The following is a 21,013-nucleotide window of genomic DNA, read 5'->3' as shown; positions in this document are numbered from 1 at the left end:
ACCGCCGCCACGCGAAACCGCGTACGGCCTGCGCGAACCGACGTACCGCCCGCGCGCGAACCGACGTACCGCCCGCGCGTGGAGCCGCGTGCCGTCGGTGCGGGAAGCCGCGTACTGTCGGCGCGTCGCCGGGGCTGTCAGGATGTCAGGCATGACCGATCAGCTAGAGCCCATGCCGGACGACTGGCAGCGCGCACTGGCCATCGTGGCCCACCCCGACGACCTCGAGTACGGCTGTGCCTCCGCCGTGGCCGTCTGGACCGACGCCGGACGCCACGTCTCCTACCTGCTCGTCACCAGGGGTGAGGCGGGCATCGACACGCTGGAGCCCGCCAAGGCGGGCCCGGTGCGCGAGCGCGAGCAGCGCGCCAGCGCGGCCGTGGCCGGGGTGACGGACGTGGAGTTCCTCGACCACACCGACGGGGTGATCGAGTACGGCCTCCGGCTGCGCGAGGAGCTGGCCGCCGCCATCCGCAGGCACCGCCCCGAGCTCGTGATCACGCTGAACTACGAGGACACCTGGGGAGGCTCGTACTGGAACACCCCCGACCACCGGGCCGTGGGGCGGGCCGTGATGGACGCGGTCGGCGACGCCGGAAATCGCTGGATATTTCCGGATACGGAGGCCGAGCCCTGGAACGGCGTGCGGTGGATCGCCGTGGCCGGATCCGACACCCCCACCCACGCCGTGGACGTCACCGACGGCCTGGAGCGGGGAGTGCGCTCGCTCCTGGAGCACCGCGCCTACATCGAGGCCCTCACCGACGAGGCCCCGGAGGCGTACGCCCGCACCCTGATCGAGGGCTTCGCCCAGCAGCAGGCGGAACGCTTCGGCGGACGTCCCGCAGTGACATTCCGCCTCTTCGGCCGCTAAATTCCCACAAAAGCGGATACAGCAGAAGTATCCACTTATTGATGGAAATTAAGCACATTAAGAAAAAGCGTCTGCGCCGAGCCAGGGGAGCTTGCTAGGGTTTCGTCCCCTGCGGTTGATCCTTCCCGCAGGAGCCGGTCGGGCGCGCCAGGTCAGGCGCCCGGCCCACCCCCCACGCGAAAGGCATTTCCCATGCAGAAGTCCTGGATCGTCGCCGTCTTACTGTGCTTCTTCCTCGGCGCCATCGGCGTGCACCGTTTCTACGTAGGGAAGATCGGGACGGGCATCCTCATGATCGTCACCCTGGGCGGCCTCGGCGTCTGGGTGCTGATCGACTTCATCATGATCCTCATCGGCAAGTTCAGCGACAAGCAGGGCCGGCCGCTGGCCAAGTAGGGACGGCCCAGCGAAAGGACCGGACGGACGGCGCCCGGAAACGCAAGCCGCCGAAACGGAAGGCGGCCGAAACGGAAAGCGGGCCGTGCCACCGGCACGGCCCGCTCCCACGTGATCGATGCTCAGACCTGGACGCGGCGCTCCACGGCACTGACGATCTCACCGATCGCCTCGTCCACGGACACACCGTTCTTCTGCTCGCCGCTGCGGTAGCGGAAGGACACCGCGCCGTTGGCGATGTCGTCGTCGCCGGCCAGCAGCATGAAGGGCACCTTGGCCTTCTGCGCGTTGCGGATCTTCTTCTGCATCCGGTCGTCGGCCGTGTCGACCTCGACGCGGATCCCGGCGGCCCTCAGCTTCTTGGCGACGTCCTGCAGGTAGGGCGCGTGGGCCTCGGCGATCGGGATGCCCACCACCTGCACCGGGGCCAGCCAGGGCGGGAAGGCGCCGGCGTAGTGCTCGGTGAGCACGCCCAGGAAGCGCTCGACGGAGCCGAACAGCGCCCGGTGGATCATGACCGGGGTCTGCCGCGACCCGTCGGCCGCCTGGTATTCCAGGCCGAACCGCCTGGGCTGGTTGAGGTCGAGCTGGATGGTGGAGAGCTGCCAGGTGCGCCCGATGGCGTCCTTGGCCTGCACCGAGATCTTGGGGCCGTAGAAGGCCGCGCCGCCCGGGTCGTCCTTGAGCGTCAGGCCCGACTCGGTGGCGACCTGGCGCAGCGCGTCGGTCGCCTCCTCCCACTCGGCGGGGTCGCCGATGAACTTCTTGGAGTCGTCGCGGGTGGACAGCTCCAGGTAGAAGTCCTCCAGGCCGAAGTCGCGCAGCACGCTCAGCACGAACCGCAGCAGCGACTTGATCTCGTCGGCCATCTGCTCGCGGGTGGTGTAGATGTGCGCGTCGTCCTGCGTCATGCCGCGCACCCGGGTGAGCCCGTGGACCACGCCGGACTTCTCGTAGCGGTAGACCGAGCCGAACTCGCACAGCCGCAGCGGCAGCTCGCGGTAGGAACGCCCGCGCGCCCGGTAGATCAGGTTGTGCATCGGGCAGTTCATCGGCTTGACGCGGTACTCGATGCCCTCCAGCTCGAAGGCGGGGAACATGTCCTCGGCGTACCACGGCAGGTGGCCGGAGGTCTCGAAGAGCGAGCTCTTGGTGAGGTGCGGCGTGTTGACGAACTCGTAGCCCGCCTCGGCCTGCCGCCTGCGCATGTAGTCTTCCATCTCCTTGCGGATGATCCCGCCCTTGGGATGGAAGATCGGCAGGCCGCTGCCCAGCTCCGGCGGGAAGCTGAACAGGTCGAGCTCGGCGCCCAGCTTGCGGTGGTCGCGCTTCTCGGCCTCTTCGAGCAGCTTGAGGTATTCGTCCTGCTTGTCGCGGGACTCCCACGCGGTGCCGTAGATGCGCTGGAGCTGCGGGTTCTTCTCGCTGCCCCGCCAGTAGGCGCCGCCGGAGCGCATGAGCTTGAACGCCGGGATGGAGCGGGTGGAGGGCACGTGCGGGCCCCGGCACAGGTCCTTCCAGCACAGCTCGCCGCTCTTGGCGTCGAGGTTGTCGTAGATGGTGAGCTGCCCGGCTCCCACCTCGACGCTCTCCTCGTCGGCGGCGCCGCCCTTGAGCCCGATCAGCTCCAGCTTGTACGGCTCGGCCGCCAGCTCCTCGCGGGCCTCGTCGTCGCCGACCGGGCGGCGGGAGAAGAGCTGACCCTGCTTGACGATCTCGCGCATGCGCTTCTCGATGCGCTTGAGGTCGTCGGGGTTGAACGCCTGCGGGACGTCGAAGTCGTAGTAGAAACCGTTCTCGACGGGCGGCCCGATGCCCAGCTTGGCCTCGGGGAACAGCTCCTGCACCGCCTGCGCCATGACGTGCGCGGTGGAGTGCCGCACGATCGCCCGGCCCTCTTCGCTGGAGATCTCGATCGGCTCGACGGCGTCGCCGTCGGACAGCGCGTGGGCCAGGTCGCGGGCCTCGCCGTTGACCCTGGCGGCGATGACGGTGCGGCCGTCGGCCTCGAGCGCCTCCCCGGCCGTCGTGCCGGCCGCGACCACACGCTCGGCTCCGGCGAGGGTGATGCGTAGCTCGGCTGACACGGTGAACTCCTTGAAGGTCGCGCTCGATGCCCGGCACCGAGGCAGGTTCGACGGTAGTCACCGATGCTATCGCGGGTGAAACCCCAGCTTTGTCAGCTCCTGCCGGGTGCCGTGGAAGACGTTGCGGTCGATCGGGCTGCTGGCGTACTGGTGGATGGTCCAGTCGCGCCAGGGCCTGGGCACCGGCGGGTTGCCGCGCGGGCTCTCGGGGCTGGCGATCCAGAGAGGGTGTTCGGCCAGCCCCGCGCAGTGCCCGCCGCGCGCGAACGCCTGGAAGGTGTAGATGAACGGCCGCACGCCGGCGTGCCGCTCGACGTGGTGGCACCAGCGGCGGGCGTACCTGGCGACCTGCTCGGGGCGCAGGCCGTCGTTGGTCTCGAGGTCCAGCGCGATCAGGTCGCCGCGGCGCAGCCCGCCCGCCGACCTGATCGCGCCGAGGAAGTGCCGTGCCTGCTCGATGGGGTCGCCCTTGGGCCTGGCGAAGTGGTAGGCGCCGCAGACGATCCAGCTCTCGCGCATGCCGTTCCAGTTGCGCGCGAACCACTTGTCGGTCCAGTCGCCGCCCTCGGTCGCCTTGGCGAAGGCGAAGGCCACTCCCGCCTCCGCGTGGCCGGCCCAGTCGACGGTTCCCTGCCAGTTCGACACATCGATGCCTTGTAGCACGCGCTTCACCTTGCCGGATTTTAGGGAGATGTGCGCGGATCAGCCCTTCGCCGCGCCGATCAGCAGGCTCCTCGTGCGTTCCCGGTTGGCGAACATGGAGCCCACGAAGTCGGTCACCCCCGCCTGCTTCAGCTCCTCCAGCCTGGCCAGGACGGTGTCCTCGTCGCCGACGATCGCCGCGTCGCCAGGCCCCGCCGCCCCTTCCCTGTCGAGCATGGCACGGTAGGAGGGGAGCTGCCCGTAGATCTTGAAGATCTCGTTGGCGCGCTCGACGGCCGCGGCGCGGTCGTCGGTGACGCTGATGGGCAGCGCGCAGACGATCCTGGGCCGCTCGCGGCCCGCCTCTGCCGCCGCGGCCGTGATGGTGGGCGCGATGTGCTCGGCCACCGTCTTCGGGCCGGTCATCCAGAGCACGGTGCCGTCGGCCACGGTGCCCGCGAGCTTGAGCATGCGCGGGCCGAGCGCGGCCACCAGCACGGGGAAGCCCGCGCCGGGGGTGGTGAGCCGCACGTTGGCCTTGAGCGTCTCGCCCTGGTAGTCGACCTGCTCGCCGCGGGAGGCGGGCAGGAGGATGTCGAGGTACTCCTTCATGTGCCGGCCTGGCCGCTCGAAGCTGTAGCCGAACATGTTCTCGATGACCATCTTGTGCGACAGGCCGATGCCCAGGGCGAACCGGCCGCCCAGCGCGGCGTTGGCGGTCATGGCCTGCTGGGCGAGCACCGCCGGGTGGCGCGGGTAGGTGGGCACGACGGCGGTGCCGAGCTCGATGGGCGGCGCCTGGACGCCGGCCGCGGTCAGGGCGGTGATGGCGTCGAGGCCGAAGATGTTGGAGAGCCAGGCGGAGGAGAAGCCGTCCTCCACCGCCTGGGCGATCTGGTCGCGCAGACCGCCGATCGCGTCGGGTCCTTGAGGTTCGGCGAGAAAATATCCGTAGCGCATGAGAACAGAACTCCGTTCTGGTGACTGACGCGAATGTATCTCCCCACGCCGCCATGCGGTCACCCGCCCGGCCGCACGGGATTTGTAAAGTGACCTCCATGACGCATGAACGCGCGGGACAGCCCGCCCGGCCTTCCGACCTGGTCGACGTCGCCAGGCTGGTGACGTCCTACTACGCGCTCCACCCGGATGCCGGCGAGGTGGCGCAGCGGGTGGCGTTCGGCACGTCGGGGCATCGGGGGTCGTCGCTGAGGTCGGCGTTCAACGAGGACCACATCGTGGCCACGAGCCAGGCCATCTGCGAGTACCGGCAGTCGCAGGGCACCGACGGGCCGCTGTTCCTGGGCATCGACACGCACGCGCTGTCGGAGCCCGCGCGGGTGTCGGCGCTGGAGGTGTTCGCGGCCAACGACGTCGCCGTGCTCATCGACTCGCGCGACGGCTACACCCCCACGCCCGCCGTCTCCCACGCCATCCTGCGGCACAACAGGGGCCGCACGAGCGGGACGGCCGACGGCGTCGTCGTCACGCCGTCGCACAACCCGCCGGGTGACGGCGGGTTCAAGTACAACCCGCCGCACGGCGGCCCGGCCGACACCGACGCCACCGGGTGGATCCAGGACCGCGCCAACCGGCTGCTCCAGGACGGGCTGAAGGGCGTGCGCCGGGTGCCGTACACGGCGGCGCTGGACCGGGCCGGGCGCTACGACTTCCTCGGGACGTACGTGGACGACCTGCCCTCCGTGGTGGACCTCGACGCGATCCGCGCGGCCGGCGTGCGGATCGGGGCCGACCCGCTGGGCGGGGCGAGCGTCGCCTACTGGGGGGAGATCGCCGAGCGGCACCGGCTGGACCTCACCGTGGTCAACCCGCTGGTGGACCCGACGTGGCGGTTCATGACGCTCGACTGGGACGGCAAGATCCGGATGGACTGCTCGTCGCCGTACGCGATGGCCTCGCTCATCGCCGGCCGCGACACCTACGACATCTCGACGGGCAACGACGCCGACGCCGACCGGCACGGCGTCGTCACGCCCGACGGCGGGCTGATGAACCCCAACCACTACCTCGCCGTCGCCATCTCCTACCTCTGCACGCACCGCGACGGCTGGCCGTCCGGCGCGGGCGTGGGCAAGACCATGGTCAGCAGCGGGATCATCGACCGGGTGGCCGAGTCGCTGGGCCGGCGGCTGTACGAGGTGCCGGTGGGCTTCAAGTGGTTCGTGCCGGGGCTGCTGGACGGCTCCCTCGGGTTCGGGGGCGAGGAGAGTGCGGGGGCCTCGTTCCTGCGGCGCGACGGCTCCGTGTGGTCCACCGACAAGGACGGCCTCATCCTGGCGCTGCTGGCCTCGGAGATCCTGGCCGTCACCGGCGAGTCGCCGAGCGCCCGCTACCGGGAGCTGGTCGAGCGGTTCGGCGAGCCCGCGTACGCGCGGGTGGACGCGCCCGCCACCCGGGAGGAGAAGGCCGTGCTCGGCAAGCTGTCGGCCGAGCAGGTGACGGCCGGCTCGCTGGCGGGCGAGCCGGTCACGTCGGTGCAGACGTCGGCGCCCGGCAACGGCGCCAAGCTGGGCGGGGTGAAGGTCTCGACGCGGAACGCCTGGTTCGCGGCCCGGCCGTCGGGGACCGAGGACGTGTACAAGATCTACGCCGAGTCCTTCAAGGGCCCGGACCACCTGGCCAAGGTGCAGGAGGAGGCCCGCTCGCTGGTGTCGGCCGCCCTGGGCGCCTGAGCCTCCGGCCCTGAGCCACCGGCACGGGCCTCCGCCGGCCGGGCCTCCGGGCCGGAGCCGCGCGGCGCGGGCCCCCGCGTCGCGCGCTCAGTACTGCAGGTGCCGCCCGCCGTCCCCCACCAGCACCTCGCCCGTCACCAGGTCCGACTCCAGCAGGGCGGTGACGAGCTGGGCGATGTGCTCCGGTTGCGCGGTGCGCCGCAGCGGCGCCTTCCGCTGCTCCTTCGCGGTCATCTCGGAGAACACCTGCTCCCCCACCCGGTCGATGTGCCAGCGGGTGGCCACGAGGCCGGGCGCGACCGCGTTCACCCGGATCTCGGGGCCGAGCGCCACCGCCAGGTCGCGGGTGAGCTGGAGCAGCGCGGCCTTGCTGACCCCGTAGGCGATGGAGGAGCCGGTGGCCAGCAGGCCGGCGACGGAGGCCACGTTCACGACGGCGCCGCGCGCCGCCCGCAGGGCAGGCGCGAAGGCGCGGGCGCAGTAGAAGGCGCCCATGAGGTTGACGCCCATGATCCGCTGCCACACCTCGTCGGTGAGGCCCTCCAGGTCGGCGAACGGCACCCACGCGGTCGTGCCCGCGTTGCACACCAGGGCGTCCACCCGCCCGTAGTCGGCGCGGACACGCTCGGCCAGGCGCCGTACGGCGGCGTCGTCGGACACGTCGGCGGCCACCGCCTCCGCCTTGCAGCCGAGGCTCTCCAGCCGGGCCACCGTCTCCCGGGCGTCGGCCGCCGAGCGCGAGTAGTTGACGACCACGGCCGCCGCGCCCTTCCTGGCCAGGCGCTCCGCGACGGCGGCGCCGATGCCGGTGCCGCCGCCGGTGATCACCGCGACCGTGCCGTTCAGGTCCATAGATCAGTCTCCTTGCTCTCGCGCGAGGCGTGGAACGCGGCGAACGAGATCACCGCGGTGCCGACCAGGAACGCCGCCACCAGCCAGGGCGCGCCGCCCAGCCGGGCCGCCAGAGCCGCGCCGATCAGCGGCGAGAACCCGGCCAGCGCCGCGCCCAGCTCCCGCGAGGCGGCGAACCCGGTGTAGCGCACCCGTGCCCCGAACAGCTCGGCGTAGAACACCGGCTGCACGGCCACCTGCGGCGCGAAGCCGAACGCGCCCATGATCATCATGGCCAGCCAGACCAGCCAGGTGACGCCGGTGTCCACCAGGAGGAAGTACGGATACGCGTACACCGCCACGAACACGACGCTGAACAGGTTGAGCGGCCGCCTGCCCACCCGGTCGGACAGATGGCCGTACACCGGTTGCAGCACGATGACGGTCAGCCCGAACAGGATCACGCCCAGCAGCGCCGTGCGGCTGCTGAGGCCCAGCCGGCCGGTGGCGTACGCGACGCTGAACGTGGCCAGCGTGTAGACCACGGCCGTGTCGCAGATGTGCGCGCCGACCCCGACCAGGAAGTTGCGCGGGTGACGGACCAGCGCGTCCCTGATCGGCAGCCGGACGATCTCCTTGGTCCGCGCCATCTCCTGGAACACGGGCGACTCGTCGACCCGCAGCCGCACGTACAGGGCGACCCCGATCAGCGCGAAGCTCACCAGGAACGGCATCCGCCAGCCCCAGGCCAGGAAGTCCTCCTCCGGCAGGAGCTGGACGAGCAGGAACGCCGAGGTGCCCAGCACCAGCCCGATCTGCACGCCGGTCTGGGCGTAGGAGGCGTAGTAGCCGCGCCGGCCAGGCGGGGCGTGCTCGGCCAGCAGCGTCGCCGCGCCGCCGAACTCCGCGCCCGCGCCGAGCCCCTGGCAGACGCGCAGCAGCGTGAGCAGCACCGGCGCCAGCACCCCGATGGCGGGGTAGGTGGGCAGCAGGCCGATCAGCCCCGTCGACACACCCATGATCACCGTGGTGATGATCAGGGTGGAGCGGCGGCCGATCCTGTCGCCCAGATGGCCGAACAGGACGCCGCCGAACGGCCGTACCACGAACCCCACGCCGAACGTGGCGAACGCGACGATCGTGCCCGTGGCCGGGTCGGCGTCGGTGAAGAACAGGCGGTTGAAGACGAGGGCGGCGGCGGTGCCGTAGATGAAGAAGTCGTACCACTCCAGGGCGGTGCCGACGAGGGCGCCCAGGACGACGCGGCGTAAGGCGGGGCTGGGGGCGGGTGTGGCGGACATCTAACCTCCTGGCGGCGTGTCTGGCCACGGAACGCCGAGCCGCGCGGCGAGCCCGCCCAGCTCCGCCCACACCGGCGCCGGCAGCGGGACGCCCTCCTTCAGCCGCTGCGCGCGGGTGCGGGCCTCGGGCTCCCCCGGGACGACCACGCCGGGGCCGCCGGCGCGCAGGGCTTCGCAGAAGGACTCCACCTGGGCGACGTAGCTCTCCAGCGGGACGAACGCGGCGATGTCCACCGCGGTGATCACCGTGCCGAAGGTGCCGTCGTACTCGGCGGAGCAGGCGGTGCCGGTGCCCGTCAGCAGGCCGCCGACCAGCTCGACGAGCACGCTCAGGCCGTAGCCCTTGTGCCCGCCGAACGGCAGCAGCGCCCCGCCCCGGTAGAAGTCCGCCGGGTCGGTGGACGGGCAGCCGTCCGGATCGACCAGCACCCCCTCGGGAGCGGACCGGCCGGCGGCGAGCAGCAGGCCCAGTTTGCCCTCGGCCATGGCGGCGGTCGCCCAGTCCATGACCACGGCCGCGCCGCCCGCCCGGGGCACGGCCCAGGCCATGGGGTTGGTGCCGAGCATCCTGCGGTGCCCGCCGTACGGGGCCACGGTGGGGTCGGCGTTGCCGACGACCTGGGCGACCAGGCCGCGCCGTGCCAGCGTCTCCGCGTACTCGCCGAGCCTGCCGACGTGGTTGCAGTCGCGGATGGCGACCACCCCGGCGCCGTGCGCGGCGGCCAGCGCGGCCGCCTCCCGCGTGGCCAGGCCGGCGGCGGCCTGGCCGAAGCCGCGCCGCCCGGACACGACGGCGGTCGCGCCGCGGCGCGAGACCACCTCCGGGCGGGCGTCCGGCACGATCGCGCCGCTCTCGATCCGGTCGTGGTACCACTTCACCCGGCGTACGCCGTGCGAGCCGTGACCGGCGAGATCGGCCTCCACCAGGGACGCGGCCACCACCGCGGCCGTGTCCCCCGGCAGGCCGGCGGCGGTGAGGAGGTCGTGGGCGAGATCGCGGAGGCGGTCGGCGAGGACATGGACGGATGCGTTCACGGTGACCTGACTCGCTTGGGCAGGACTGCGTTCCGTGTGCGCCCTTATGCCCGATTACCGCTCGCCCAAACGGAGGCCCGGAAAGGGCTTACCGAGACGTGGCCTCGCCTCAGGTGAGCTCGCGGGCGGTGGCCGTGGCCATGCCGGTGCGGCCGAGGTCGGCCGCGCGGCCGGCGGCGGCGCCGTCGCGGTAGCCGGTGCCGCTGGTCCTGGGGACGCTCATGCGGACGTCGGGGTAGTGGGCGGCCACCGCCCGCTCCACCTCGGCCCTGCGGTCGGCCAGGACGAGCGCGGCGCCCGTACCGGCCGACTCGGCCTCCGCCCTGGACTCGGCCTCGCACAGCAGCCGGTACACCTCGTCGGTGAAGCCCAGCAGCCACGAGCGGCGATAGGCCCGCACGGCCGTGACGTCACCGGGGAGCTCCGCCCTGGCCAGCCCCGAGGCCATCTGCAGCAGCAGCGACGTGGCCAGCAGGTCGGCCCGCTCGAGGTCGGCCGCGAACCCGAACACGTGCACCCGCTGCCCGCCGTCGCCCCGCCCGATGAGCAGCGGCCGGCACCGCAGTGCCTGCGCCACGAGGCTGACCAGCCTGGCCTTCTCCCTGGCCCAGGGCGCGGGCAGGGTGACGATGCGGTCGCCGGGGACCTGGCGGGTGCCGGCGGGTGGCAGGGTGTCGATGCCGTGCTTGGCCATCAACGCCGAGGCGGCGGCCATGAACGTGGCCCGCTCGTGCTCGTTGTCGGTGCGCTCGGCCTTGGCCAGCAGTTTCCTGACGCGTTCGAGCGTCCGCTCCCGCACCCGCTCCCCCTGCTCCCGTTCCCGCACGCCGTTCACTCTCCTCCCGAAGGGACCTCCGCCGGAGTGCGGCGCGATGGAGGAGTGCGGGCCGGCGGGGCACGGGGTCAAGCCTACGACTTGGTCGTCAGCACCCGGCCGTCGTCGGCGATGGCCGGGAACGCGCCGGTGTCGACGATGCCGTGCTGCTGGTACAGCGCCTCGATGAGCGCGTGCGCCTGCGGCTCCAGCTTCCACAGCGCGCGGTACTCGCGCGCCGTGCCCAGCGGGATGCCGATCTCCTGGGCGATGTCCACCGTACGCGGCACGATGCCCTTGGAGATCTGCCGGTCCCAGTACTCGCGGGCGGCCCGCATGAGCGCGGCGCGTTCGGCGGTGCTGACGACGTGCGGGGTGGTGTCGAGCACCGCGGCGTCCTCGTCCTCGTCGTCCACGAGCTCGGCCAGCGCGGGCGGCAGGGCGGGCCGGGCGGGCACGGGGTGGTGGTCGGCCTGGGGCTCCCAGGGCACGCGGGGGTCGGCGTCGATGAGCGCGGAGGTGTTGTACAGGGCCGCGATCTGGGCGAGCAGCGCCTCTTGCCGGGCCGGGTCCACGGCGAGGCCGGTGTGCTCGACCGCCTGGTCCATGGCCTTGTCGAGCTTGGCCAGCGCGGCGCGCATCTTGCGGTCGGGGGCGCCGGCCTCGCGCAGCGCCTTGGCCTTCTTGGCGGCCAGCGCGACCCGGGTGAGCCTGCGGTGGGCGTCGACCTCGCTGGCGGTGCGGTCGCTGACCTCGGCCACCCCCAGCCGGACCATCAGCCTTTCGGGGGTGAGCCGCCAGTTGATGCGGCCGGTGCCGCGGATGCGGTGGCGTTCGATGGCCATGCCGCGCTCCCACAACCAGGCGGCCACGAGCGGAGCGGCCAGGCGGAACACGGCTTCGGGCAGCGAGCGGGCGTCCATGGAGGACAGCACGGCGGTCAGGCAGGTCAGGGCCCACACGGCGATGCCGTCGATGCCGGCGGAGAAGTTCTCGCGCATGTTGCGGCGGGCGCGTACGGCGGAGGTGATGATCGCGACCTCGATGAACGCGAACAGCAGTAACCGCAGCGGCCCGTCGAGGTCCAGCACGTCTTCCGAGAAGCGCCACATGCCCTGGGCCGAGACGCCGGTGGCGATGGAGGCGGCCACGATCGTCAGCACGTCCTCGATCGGACGCGGTGCGACGTACCTGGTGAACACCCAGGACAGGGCCCGCCAGGCGATCCTCAGCACCAGGACCGCGAGCACCAGGCCGACCAGGCTCAGCAGCGCGATGACGGCGGTGGCGAGCGGCTTCTCGGTGATGAAGGCTGTTATTTCCTCAAATGTCGGCATCAGTCACTATCCGTGAGGGCTCAAACTCCGGCTCTATGCGACGAGATCATCGCAGAATGTCGCCATCTTGTACGCCAAACGCCGTCTGCTGCCCCACTTTGCCCTGCTTTCACAGCAGTTCAGGGCACTTGACGGAGGTGTATCAGAGCGGGGCGTGCACCCTCTGCCGTCACAGGGGGTCCGATTTCCGGGAGGGGAACCATGAAGATCTTCGGCCGCGAGCCCGCGCTCGTGCTGGGCCTGCTGAGCGCGGGCCTGCAACTGGTGACGGCGCTCTTCCTGCCGCTGACGATCGAGCAGGTCGCGGCGATCAACTCACTCGCGGCGGCGGGGCTGGGCGTGTGGACGGCGTTCGCGACACGCGACCTGGACGGGGGCAGGAGCATCAAGGCTGCGGCACTGGGCGTCGCGCAGGCGGGCATCACGCTGGGGCTGGTGTTCGGGGTGTCGCTGACGGATCAGCAGACGGCGTCGATCATGGCGTTCGTCGCGCTGCTGGGCGCCGTGCTCGTCCGCCAGCAGTCCACCCCGGCCGCCACGGTCACCCCGGCCGCCACCGGCGCCACCATCACCGGCGCCGGCACCGGCGCCGCCCCCAGCGCGGCGGCGGCCGGGGAGGCGCTTCCTCCGTCCCCATGACGGCCGGCCCGCGGCCGGGCTCCCTGCCGTCTTGGTGACAGCCTCGATCCCCGCTGGTCGTGTGCCACGGCCGGGCGCACAATGGGACGCGGAGGAGGGGATTGTGAGCAAGCGATCGCGAAGACGCCGTGCTCTGTCCAGTGGCGCGCCCGCCTGGCCGCCCGGCTTCGGCCCCGGCGAACCGCACTGGACCGAGCGCGACCGTCCCCCGTTCGAGGATCCGCCCGGTGGCAGGGGCGGGGTGCGGGAGCCGCGCAAGCCGAAGCCTTCGCCGCCGGCCCTGTCGGCCGAGGCGGAGCCGCCCGAGCCGCCGGTCCGCGCCCGCGACCGGACGCTGCCGCCGCCCGAAGAGGTGACCAGGGCGTTGGCCGGGAGGTGACCGAGCCCCCGCGCTCGCAAGGGCAGCGAGGGTGAGATGTAAATTCGTCCTTTCGGAGGGCTCCATTCACCTTTCCGGATGGGACCATCTATGCAGGGATTTATCCCAACATGGTGCGATGTATCCCAGCCAGGACGGATATCGATGTCAGAGACAGAAGAGTTCCCGCTCGTCCAGTTCATGCGTGAGGGGTTCGACCCCGTGGCCGAGCTCGGGCGTATCCGGGGCGAGCACCCGGTCTTCCCCATGCAGATCCCGGGCGACCAGACGGTGTACCTCGTCACCCGCTGGGAGGACGTCCGCGCGGTGCTCGGCGACCACGAGCGCTTCAGCAACGACTTCGCTGGCGTGATCGGGCTCGGCTCCAACCAGGAGGACCCGGGCGGTCTCGGCTTCCGCGACCCGCCCGAGCACACGCGGCTGCGCAAGTACCTCACGCCCGAGTTCACCATGCGCCGCCTGCGCAGGCTGGAGCCGCGGATCGAGGCCATGGTCGAGGAGTACCTCGACCGCATGGAGGCCAAGGCCGCGGCCGGCGGGACGCCGGTCGACCTGGTCGAGGAGTTCTGCCTGCCGATCCCGTCGCTGGTCGTGTGCGAGCTGCTCGGCGTCCCGTACGACGAGCGCGCCGGCTTCGTGAAGCTCAGCAAGGACCGCTTCGACTTCACCGCGGGGCCCGAGGCGTCCCTGCAGGCCATCAACGACGCGATGGCGTACCTGACGGACCTGGTGGCCAGGGAGCGGCAGAACCCGGGCGACGGGCTGCTCGGCCAGCTCCTGCGCGAGCACGGCGACGAGCTCGACGACCGCACCCTCGCCAGCATGGCCGACGGCCTGCTGACCGGCGGCCACGACACCAGCACCAGCATGCTCGCGCTCGGCACCCTGTGGCTGCTGCGCAACCCGGAGCAGGCCGCCAAGGTGCGCGAGGTCGACGGCTACGTCGTGGACGTGGTCGAGGAGCTGCTGCGGTACATGACGGTCGTGCAGGTCGCCTTCCCGCGCTTCGCCCGCGACGACCTGGAGCTGCACGGCGTGCCGATCAAGAAGGGCGAGATGGTGCTGTGCTCGCTGACCGGCGCCAACCGCGACCCCTCACTCGGCGGCGACATGGACGAGGTCCGGCCCGGGCGGGAGACGGCCGGCTCGCACCTGGCGTTCGGCCACGGCATCCACCGCTGCATCGGCGCGCCGCTGGCGCAGATGGAGATGCGCATCGCCTTCCCCGCGCTGCTGCGCCGCTTCCCCGATCTGCACCTCGCCGGTGACGTGCCGTTCAGGGAACTCGCCATCGTCTACGGCGTGAAAGAGCTACCCGTCGCCTGGTAGAGCGGTTACGTTCGCTGTGTGGACGAGCCTGTCATCGACCTGACCGCGATCAGCGCCGTCGTGTTCGACACCGACGGCGTGGTCACTGACACCGCTCGGGGGCACGCGGCCGCCTGGAAACACGTCTTCGACGCGTTCCTGCGCGGCCGCTCGGCGCCGTTCGACATCCGCGGCGACTACCTGCGTCACGTGGACGGTCGGCCGCGCCTCGACGGCATCCGCACGTTCCTGGCCGCGCGCGGCATCACCGTGCCCGAGGGATCACCCGGCGACGAGCCGGGCGAGCCCACCGTGCACGGGCTCGGCCTGGCCAAGGACCGTCTCTTCCTGGAGCAGGTGGACAAGTACGGCGTGGCCGCGTTCCCCGCCACGGTGGCGCTGCTGCACGAGCTGCGGCACCGCGGAGCCCGTACCGCCGCCGTCTCCGCCAGCCTGCACGGGCGCAGGCTCGTCGGCTCGGCGGGGGTCATGCACCTGTTCGACCAGATGGTGGACGGCAACGACGCCGCGCTGCTGAACCTGCCCGGCACACCCGATCCCGCGCTCTTCCTGGAGGCGGCGCGGCGGCTGGACCTGCCCGCGGCCAAGGTCGCGGTGGTGGTGTCCGCGCTGCCGGGGATCGAGGCGGGGCGCAAGGGCGGGTTCGGCATGGTGGTCGTGGTGGACGCCGAGGGTGAGGGGGCTGATGCCGCGGTGCCCGATCTGGGGGCGATCGGGGTGCGTGGGAGGGTTCTACCCTTGACGTCGTGACCGTTCTCATCGATCCGCCCAACTGGCCGGGGCCGCGGGGCCTCATGTGGTCGCATCTCGTCAGCGACAGCTCACTGGAGGAGTTGCACGACTTCGCGGAGCGGCTGGGGGTGCCTGAGCGGGCGTTCGACCGGGATCATTACGACGTGCCGGAGACCGTGCATGCGCGGGCGGTGGCGCTGGGGGCGGAGGCGGTCGGCTCGCAGGAGCTGCTGCGGCGTCTCGTCGCGGCCGGCCTGCGCCGCCGCAAGCGCCACCTGCCCAGGTAACCCGCGCCCGGCGCCGCCGGCGCGCGCAACGCCGTCACCCGCCCTGCGCCCGTTCGGGCCCTGCGCGGTCAGCTCGCGGTCAGCGTCGCCAGCTCGGCCGTCATGTTGGCGCGGGCGCGTTCCTCCCACAGGTCGCGGGCGTGGGGGGTGCGGTAGAGGGCCGGGGTGGAGAGCAGGCGGCGCAGGAGCGCCGAGCGGCCCTGCGCGAACAACGCGTCGGGGACGTGGGCGTACTCCTGGCGGATCGCCCGCGTGTAGTCGTCGTATCCGGGGCCTGCGAGGACGGCCAGGTCGGCGTCGCACAGGACGGCGCCGTCGCGGTCGCCGGGCTGGAGCGTGTCGTGGGCGGCGGTGAGGCGGACCAGCCTGGCCGCCTCCGCCACCCGGCCGGGCGGGACACCGCAGCGCGGGAGGCGTGACTGGGCGAGCTGGGCGCTGCGTTCCTCGTCCCAGCCCGCGCGGCCGTCGTAGACCGCGTCGTGGAACCAGGCGGCGAGGCGCACGGCCGTGAGGTCGCCGGCCTCGTCGGCGAGGTCGTCGATGGCGGTCAGGACGGCGGCGAGGTGGGTGAGGGTGTGGTAGCGGCGGTGCGGCTCCGCCCAGCGCGCGACCAGCTCGGCCCCCAGCGCCAGGGCCGCCGCCGATCCGCCCGCCAGCCCGGCCCAGCCCCGCATGAGATCGGCCCCCAGGCCACCGCCGTCCGCGCCGCCACCCGCGGCCCCGGCCGCGGCGTGTGCGTCACCCGCCGCGTCGCCGTGCGCCGACGCCTCGCGGGTCGCGGTGGCGCCGTGGGCGGGATCGGCCGCGGGATCGGCCGCGGGATCGGCCGCGGTGCCGGGTGCCGGTGCCGTAGCGGCCGGGGGTGTGGGGGCGGGTGTGGGTGGGCGATCGTCGATCACGATCCCACCGTACGCGGGCCGCGCGATGTTAAGGTCCTCGGCATCGGGTCGAATGCGGACAAGGAGCCACGGCGCCTGCCCCGGTGGCGGGAGCTGCGCAGGGTCGTGCCCGGGAGGCCGCGCTGGTCGAGGGCGGACAGGGTCGCGGCGGCGGCCGGCGTGGCCGATCTGCGGCTGATGGCCAGGAGGCGCGCTCCGCGCATGGTGTTCGACTACGTGGACGGCGCGGCCGAGGACGAGCGGTCGGCGGCCAGGGCGGTGGAGGCGTTCGGGCGGGTGGAGTTCGCCCCGCACGTGCTGCGGGACGTCTCCGAGGCGCCCACGTCGGTCGAGGTCCTGGGCCGGCGGATCGCGATGCCGGTGGTGCTCGCGCCGACCGGGTTCACGCGGATGATGCACCGCGAGGGCGAGCGGGCGGTGGCGCGGGCCGCCGAGCGGGCTGCCGTCCCCTATACGCTGTCCACGATGGGCACCACGACGGCCGGTGACGTGGCCGCCGCCGCGCCCGGCGGGTGGAACTGGTTCCAGCTCTACGTGGTGCGTGACCGCGACCGCAACCTGGAGAGGCTGAAGCTGGCCTCGGACGCGGGCATGGACGTGCTGGTGGTGACGGTGGACGTGCCGGTGGCGGGGGCGCGGCTGCGGGACGTGCGGCACGGCCTGACGATCCCGCCCTCCCTGCGCTGGCGGGGCGTGCTGGAGGCGGCGCGGCATCCGGCGTGGTGGTTCGACTTCCTCACCGGCGAGCCGCTGACGTTCGCCACCGTGGAGGGCGCGCCGGAGGACATGGCGGGGCTGACGAACCTGATGTTCGACCCGTCGGTGACGGTCGCCGACCTGGAGTGGATCAGGTCGGCGTGGCCGGGGAAGCTGCTGGTCAAGGGCGTGCAACGGGTGGACGACGCGAAGGAGCTGGCCGCCGTGGGGGTGGACGGGCTGGTGGTGTCCAACCACGGCGGGCGCCAGCTCGACCGCTCCGCCACCCCGCTGGAGCTGCTGCCCGAGGTGGTGGAGGCGGTCGGGGACCGTACGGAGGTGTTCCTGGACGGGGGTGTGCGCAGCGGGGCCGACGTCGCCGCCGCGGTCGCGCTGGGCGCCCGGGCGTGCTTCGTCGGCCGCGCCTACCTGTACGGGCTGATGGCCGGGGGCGAGCGGGGCGTGACGCGGGTGCTGGACCTGCTCCACGCCGAGCTCGTACGGACGTTGCAGCTCCTGGGTGTGGCCGGCGTCGAGGGGCTCACCCGGGACGCCGTGCGGATCAGGGGAAGTTGACGATCTTCACGGGGATGGTGGCCGTCCCCTGGGCCGGGGCTCCGGTGTTGTTGATGACGTGGTTGATCGTGCCGTTGCCGCCGAGCGAGACGGTGAGCAGGGAGTGGAAGCGCACGTTCGGGTTGACGGGCGCCTCGAAGCCGCGCTCGGCCACGATGCTCGGATCGACGTTGAAGTAGCAGTACGCCCCCACTCCCCACGCCTCGTGCGAGGTGACCGAGTCGGCGACCTTGTAGGCGGCGTAGCCGCGGGTGGAGCCGTTCATCCAGGCGGCCTGACTGGGCGGGTCGTAGGGCATCTCGTTCTGGAAGAAGATGGTGCGCCCGCGCTGCCCGTTCCAGATGAGCTGGTACTTCTGGTAGTGCTCGACGAACAGCCCGTACGCGGTGACGTCGTCGCCGTTGACGATCAGCCCGGTGTCGGCGGTGTTGACCGTCCACCCGATGCCGGCGCCGTGGTCGCCGCGCCAGGCCCAGATGTGGTCGATGAGGGTGTGGTCGCTGTTGACGACGAGGCTGGTCGTGGCCTTGCCGGCGTGGGCGCCGCCGATGCGGAAGAACACGTCCTGGATGGAGATGGGGTTGGCCGCGTGCGAGGCGGACGAGCCGGGCGGGCCGACCTCCATGAGGACGGGCGAGTTCACGCTGCCCGCGTCGAACAGCAGGCCGGCGACCCTGACGCCGTCCACGTCGGCGACGCGCATCGGCACGACGCCGTTGTCGGGGATGATCGTGGCGTAGCCGAGGCCGAGCACGACCGTGTTCGGCCTGGTGACGTTGATGGTCTGGCCGACGTGGTAGATGCCGGGCGTGAAGAGCAGGTTCAGGCCGGAGGCGAGGGCGGCGTTGATGGTGGCGGCGGTGTCGGACGGCCTGGCCACGTAGAACTGGGTGAGCGGGATCGAGGCGCCGGTGCCGGGCCAGCTCGCGCCGCGCGTGTTCTGCCGCAGTGAGGGCACGAACACCTGGTAGGCGCCCGCGGAGTCCACGTACAGGTAGGGTTTCTCCCTGGTCACGGGGCTGTTGGCGAGCGTGGTGTACGGCGGCTCGGGGAACGACTGGGCGGGCGCGCCCACGACGCCGGAGAACACCATGTTCCACACGCCGTTGAGCCAGCCGCCGATGGTGCTGTCGCGGGTGAACCACTGCTGCTGCGAGTACGGCTGCACGGTGCCGTCGATCCGGCTGTCGGCGATGTAGCCGCCGCTGGCCCAGCCGTACCCGCTGGGGGCGAGGTTGAGGTTGCCTCTGACGTGCATGCGGCGGAACGGCGCGGCCTGCGAGACCGCCCACTGGTTGGTGCCGCCGGGCGGGGTGATGGACAGGTTCTCGGCCGAGCGCCAGAAGTTCTGCGTGGCGTTGCCGCCGAACCAGCCCGCGTCCACCCTGACCTGGCCGTTGATGGTGACGTCGTCGGGGTTGCGGCCGAGGCCCATGATCGAGGTGTAGAAGCCGATGTTCGCGTTGACGTTGTAGCTGCCGGGCTTGAACAGCAGGGCGTGGCGCTGCAGGCCGAACTGGTTGGACTCCATCTGGGTGAAGACGGAGTCGAGGGTGGCCTGGATGCTGGACGACGGCATCGAGGGGTCGAAGACGTGCACGTCGGGGCCGAGGTCGCCGCCGCCCGGCGGGGTGGTGGTGGTCGTGCGGACGGTCAGCTCCCACAGCGAGTAGCCCCAGCCGGTGGCCCTGGCCGTGCCGTGCACGCGCAGGTAGCGGCCGGTGCCGGCGACGTCCAGGGTCTGGGTGCCGCCCGTGCCGGTGGTGGTGGCGTAGAGGTCGGTCCAGGTGGAGGCGTTGCCGGAGACCTGGACGCGGAACGCGGTGGCGTGGGCGGTCTCCCACTGGAGCACCACCTGGCAGATGTCCTGGGAGGAGCCCAGGTCCACCTGGAGCCACTGGGGGTCGCTGAAGGCGCTGGACCAGCGGGTGCCGGCGTTGCCGTCCACGGCGGCCGAGGCGGGGGTGCCGGCGTTCTCGGTGGAGGAGGCGGTGGCGGGGCGGTTGAGCGCGGCGTTGGCCGTGCCGCACGCCAGGGCCTGCGCGGGGGCCGTGACCAGGCAGGACAGGAGTAGGGCCGCCAGCGCGGCGACGATCAGGACAGGACTTCGGCGGGGGTGCACAGCGGGACTCCTCACGAACGGGGGTGGTGAGAGAGCGCTCTATCGAGCAGAGCGTGCCTGCGGCCCGCACTTCTGTCAATGCTTGATTTAACTTCTACGCAATAGTACTCACGGGCGACGGAAGCGCGGCGTCCCCGAAGAACGGCTCGATCACCAGCGTGGCCGCCCCCAGCGCCACCGCGTCGGGCCCGAGCCGCCCGAGCACCACCGAGTCCGGCTGGAACGGCTGGGCCTGCGTATTGGCCGCCGTGGCCGCCCGGATCCCGTCGAGCAGCCGCCCGCCGAGCATCAGCCCCGCCCAGCCCCCGATCACGATGCGCTCGGGGTTGAACAGGTGCACCAGCGACGAGAGCCCCACCCCGAGGATCTCCACGCTCTCCCCGATCACCGGCGAGCCCTCCTCCAGCAGCCGGGCCAGCGCCGCCTCCTCGTCGGCGGAGTCGGCCTCGACGCCGGCGCGCTCCAGCATGGCCTCGGCCCCCAGGTACGCCTCCAGGCAGCCGCGCGCCCCGCACCGGCACGCCCGCCCTCCCGCGACCACCTTCAGGTGCCCGACCTCGCCCGCGGCCATGCCCGCCCCGCGGTAGATGCGCCCGTCGGTCACGATCGTGCCGCCGACGCCGGAGCCCACGAGCAGGATGATCGCGTCGCGGGTGCCCCTGCCCGACCCGAACCAGAGCTCGGCCTGCCCCATGGTCTTGGCCCCGTTGTCCAGGACCAGCGGCAGCGAGGTGCCGGCCCGCAGCAGCGCGCCGAGCGGCACCGCCTCCCAGCCGAACGTCTTGGCCCGCACGAGCCCCTCGGGGCCCGGCTCGACGATGCCGGGCACGCCGACGCCCACGCCGAGCACCTGCCCCGCGGGCACCTCGCCCTCGGCGATGACCGCGTCCACGCCGGTCAGGATGTGGCGGGCGACCAGCTCGGGGTCGTGCTTGGCCGAGCGGACCGCGTAGTGCGCCCTGGCCCGCACGTTCATCTCCAGGTCGAACAGCTCGACCTTGACCTGGGTCTCCCCCACGTCCACGCCGACGGCGTAGCCGTAGGCGGGGTTGACCTTGAGCAGCACGCGGGGCCTGCCGCCGTCGGAGTCGACCTGCCCGGCCTCGACGATGACGTTGTCGGCCAGCAGGTCGCCGGTCATCGTGCTGACCGTGGCGGCGCTGAGCCCGGTCTGCGCGGACAGCTCGTTGCGGCTGGCGGGCCCGCCGAAGTAGAGCGCGCGCAGCAGCATCGCCCGGTTACCCCGGCGAAGGTCCCGTACGGTCTTGCGCCCTGACGTGCCCATGTCGTCCCCGTCCCTATCAGAAGTCCGCCGCCATGTTAGTTCACGGCCCGAAGTACCCG

General features: G+C 72.2%; 20 protein-coding genes. 9 read left to right on the top strand and 11 right to left on the bottom strand.

What is annotated here, in order from left to right; translation table 11 throughout:
- Positions 1–151 precede the first annotated feature (151 nt).
- Together HD597_RS10160 and HD597_RS10155 are read left to right on the top strand one after the other, a co-directional pair.
- Complete coding sequence (locus HD597_RS10160) at positions 152–874, top strand: PIG-L deacetylase family protein (protein WP_253741744.1); 723 nt, start codon at positions 152–154, stop codon at positions 872–874.
- A gap of 192 nt (positions 875–1,066) precedes the next feature.
- The gene (locus HD597_RS10155; RefSeq protein WP_253741743.1) at positions 1,067–1,270 is read left to right on the top strand and encodes a TM2 domain-containing protein; all 204 of its coding nucleotides are present in this window, start codon (positions 1,067–1,069) and stop codon (positions 1,268–1,270) included.
- Between the two features lie 122 nt (positions 1,271–1,392).
- On the opposite strand, the gene thrS is transcribed toward HD597_RS10155, so the two are convergent.
- The 3 genes from thrS to HD597_RS10140 all read right to left on the bottom strand — a co-directional run bounded on the left by thrS (position 1,393) and on the right by HD597_RS10140 (position 4,959).
- Positions 1,393–3,357 carry a threonine--tRNA ligase gene (thrS, locus tag HD597_RS10150; protein WP_253741741.1) on the bottom strand — a complete coding sequence of 655 codons (1,965 nt, stop codon included), beginning with the start codon at positions 3,355–3,357 and terminating at the stop codon, positions 1,393–1,395.
- A gap of 66 nt (positions 3,358–3,423) precedes the next feature.
- A complete protein-coding gene (locus tag HD597_RS10145; RefSeq protein WP_253741740.1) occupies positions 3,424–4,020 on the bottom strand; it encodes a glycoside hydrolase family 25 protein in 597 nt (198 codons plus the stop codon).
- A 39-nt stretch (positions 4,021–4,059) separates the two neighbouring features.
- Positions 4,060–4,959 carry a TIGR03564 family F420-dependent LLM class oxidoreductase gene (locus HD597_RS10140; RefSeq protein ID WP_253741738.1) on the bottom strand — a complete coding sequence of 300 codons (900 nt, stop codon included), beginning with the start codon at positions 4,957–4,959 and terminating at the stop codon, positions 4,060–4,062.
- Positions 4,960–5,057: 98 nt separating this feature from the next.
- On the opposite strand from HD597_RS10140, the gene pgm reads away from it, so the two are divergent.
- Positions 5,058–6,692 carry a phosphoglucomutase (alpha-D-glucose-1,6-bisphosphate-dependent) gene (gene pgm, locus HD597_RS10135; RefSeq protein ID WP_253741737.1) on the top strand — a complete coding sequence of 545 codons (1,635 nt, stop codon included), beginning with the start codon at positions 5,058–5,060 and terminating at the stop codon, positions 6,690–6,692.
- A gap of 87 nt (positions 6,693–6,779) precedes the next feature.
- On the opposite strand, the gene HD597_RS10130 is transcribed toward pgm, so the two are convergent.
- The 5 genes from HD597_RS10130 to HD597_RS10110 all read right to left on the bottom strand — a co-directional run bounded on the left by HD597_RS10130 (position 6,780) and on the right by HD597_RS10110 (position 12,010).
- Complete coding sequence (locus HD597_RS10130) at positions 6,780–7,544, bottom strand: SDR family NAD(P)-dependent oxidoreductase (RefSeq protein WP_253741736.1); 765 nt, start codon at positions 7,542–7,544, stop codon at positions 6,780–6,782.
- Positions 7,535–8,824 (bottom strand): MFS transporter, encoded by a 1,290-nt coding sequence (locus tag HD597_RS10125; protein ID WP_253741735.1) that lies wholly within the window; start codon positions 8,822–8,824, stop codon positions 7,535–7,537. Before HD597_RS10125 ends, HD597_RS10130 begins: the two co-directional genes overlap by 10 nt.
- Positions 8,825–9,859: an Ldh family oxidoreductase gene (locus HD597_RS10120; RefSeq protein ID WP_253741733.1), complete on the bottom strand. Its 1,035-nt coding sequence runs from the start codon at positions 9,857–9,859 to the stop codon at positions 8,825–8,827. It abuts the gene before it with no gap.
- A 109-nt stretch (positions 9,860–9,968) separates the two neighbouring features.
- Positions 9,969–10,685, bottom strand: a complete 717-nt coding sequence (locus HD597_RS10115) for a DUF2786 domain-containing protein (RefSeq protein ID WP_253741731.1) — start codon at positions 10,683–10,685, stop codon at positions 9,969–9,971.
- A gap of 83 nt (positions 10,686–10,768) precedes the next feature.
- Positions 10,769–12,010 carry a hypothetical protein gene (locus tag HD597_RS10110; protein ID WP_253741729.1) on the bottom strand — a complete coding sequence of 414 codons (1,242 nt, stop codon included), beginning with the start codon at positions 12,008–12,010 and terminating at the stop codon, positions 10,769–10,771.
- Between the two features lie 201 nt (positions 12,011–12,211).
- Between HD597_RS10110 and HD597_RS10105 the strand changes: the two genes are divergently transcribed.
- From HD597_RS10105 to HD597_RS10085, 5 genes are all read left to right on the top strand, one after another.
- A complete protein-coding gene (locus HD597_RS10105; protein ID WP_253741728.1) occupies positions 12,212–12,649 on the top strand; it encodes a hypothetical protein in 438 nt (145 codons plus the stop codon).
- Positions 12,650–12,752: 103 nt separating this feature from the next.
- Positions 12,753–13,028, top strand: coding sequence for a hypothetical protein (locus HD597_RS10100; RefSeq protein ID WP_253741727.1), 276 nt, complete (start codon positions 12,753–12,755; stop codon positions 13,026–13,028).
- A gap of 144 nt (positions 13,029–13,172) precedes the next feature.
- On the top strand, positions 13,173–14,357 hold the full coding sequence (locus HD597_RS10095; protein WP_253741726.1) for a cytochrome P450: 1,185 nt from the start codon (positions 13,173–13,175) through the stop codon (positions 14,355–14,357).
- An 18-nt stretch (positions 14,358–14,375) separates the two neighbouring features.
- Positions 14,376–15,107, top strand: a complete 732-nt coding sequence (locus HD597_RS10090; protein ID WP_253741725.1) for an HAD family hydrolase — start codon at positions 14,376–14,378, stop codon at positions 15,105–15,107.
- Positions 15,104–15,376, top strand: coding sequence for a DUF4031 domain-containing protein (locus HD597_RS10085; protein WP_253741724.1), 273 nt, complete (start codon positions 15,104–15,106; stop codon positions 15,374–15,376). Before HD597_RS10090 ends, HD597_RS10085 begins: the two co-directional genes overlap by 4 nt.
- Positions 15,377–15,444: 68 nt before the next feature.
- On the opposite strand, the gene HD597_RS10080 is transcribed toward HD597_RS10085, so the two are convergent.
- Positions 15,445–16,275: an HD domain-containing protein gene (locus HD597_RS10080; RefSeq protein ID WP_253741723.1), complete on the bottom strand. Its 831-nt coding sequence runs from the start codon at positions 16,273–16,275 to the stop codon at positions 15,445–15,447.
- 105 nt (positions 16,276–16,380) lie between these two features.
- On the opposite strand from HD597_RS10080, the gene HD597_RS10075 reads away from it, so the two are divergent.
- A complete protein-coding gene (locus HD597_RS10075; protein ID WP_253741722.1) occupies positions 16,381–17,547 on the top strand; it encodes an alpha-hydroxy acid oxidase in 1,167 nt (388 codons plus the stop codon).
- Here the strand turns inward: HD597_RS10075 and HD597_RS10070 are convergent.
- Positions 17,534–19,669, bottom strand: coding sequence for a discoidin domain-containing protein (locus tag HD597_RS10070; RefSeq protein WP_253741721.1), 2,136 nt, complete (start codon positions 19,667–19,669; stop codon positions 17,534–17,536). The two genes, HD597_RS10075 and HD597_RS10070, sit on opposite strands and share 14 nt — an antisense overlap.
- A 94-nt stretch (positions 19,670–19,763) precedes the next feature.
- Complete coding sequence (locus HD597_RS10065) at positions 19,764–20,954, bottom strand: ROK family protein (protein ID WP_253741719.1); 1,191 nt, start codon at positions 20,952–20,954, stop codon at positions 19,764–19,766.
- Positions 20,955–21,013 lie beyond the last annotated feature (59 nt).

The sequence above is a fragment of the Nonomuraea thailandensis genome, assembly GCF_024172165.1.
Classification (GTDB): domain Bacteria; phylum Actinomycetota; class Actinomycetes; order Streptosporangiales; family Streptosporangiaceae; genus Nonomuraea; species Nonomuraea thailandensis.
The sequence above is the reverse complement of the archived record's forward strand: the minus strand, read 5'-3'. Positions and strand labels throughout refer to the sequence as shown.

What these genes read in the sequence shown, in the direction of transcription:
- HD597_RS10160 (WP_253741744.1), top strand. Translation starts at nt 152, where the DNA reads ATGACCGATCAGCTAGAGCCCATGCCGGACGACTGGCAGCGCGCACTG.
- HD597_RS10065 (WP_253741719.1), bottom strand. Translation starts at nt 20,954, where the DNA reads ATGGGCACGTCAGGGCGCAAGACCGTACGGGACCTTCGCCGGGGTAAC.
- HD597_RS10095 (WP_253741726.1), top strand. Translation starts at nt 13,173, where the DNA reads ATGTCAGAGACAGAAGAGTTCCCGCTCGTCCAGTTCATGCGTGAGGGG.
- HD597_RS10130 (WP_253741736.1), bottom strand. Translation starts at nt 7,544, where the DNA reads ATGGACCTGAACGGCACGGTCGCGGTGATCACCGGCGGCGGCACCGGC.
- HD597_RS10155 (WP_253741743.1), top strand. Translation starts at nt 1,067, where the DNA reads ATGCAGAAGTCCTGGATCGTCGCCGTCTTACTGTGCTTCTTCCTCGGC.
- HD597_RS10110 (WP_253741729.1), bottom strand. Translation starts at nt 12,010, where the DNA reads ATGCCGACATTTGAGGAAATAACAGCCTTCATCACCGAGAAGCCGCTC.
- HD597_RS10140 (WP_253741738.1), bottom strand. Translation starts at nt 4,959, where the DNA reads ATGCGCTACGGATATTTTCTCGCCGAACCTCAAGGACCCGACGCGATC.
- HD597_RS10125 (WP_253741735.1), bottom strand. Translation starts at nt 8,824, where the DNA reads ATGTCCGCCACACCCGCCCCCAGCCCCGCCTTACGCCGCGTCGTCCTG.
- HD597_RS10105 (WP_253741728.1), top strand. Translation starts at nt 12,212, where the DNA reads ATGAAGATCTTCGGCCGCGAGCCCGCGCTCGTGCTGGGCCTGCTGAGC.
- pgm (WP_253741737.1), top strand. Translation starts at nt 5,058, where the DNA reads ATGACGCATGAACGCGCGGGACAGCCCGCCCGGCCTTCCGACCTGGTC.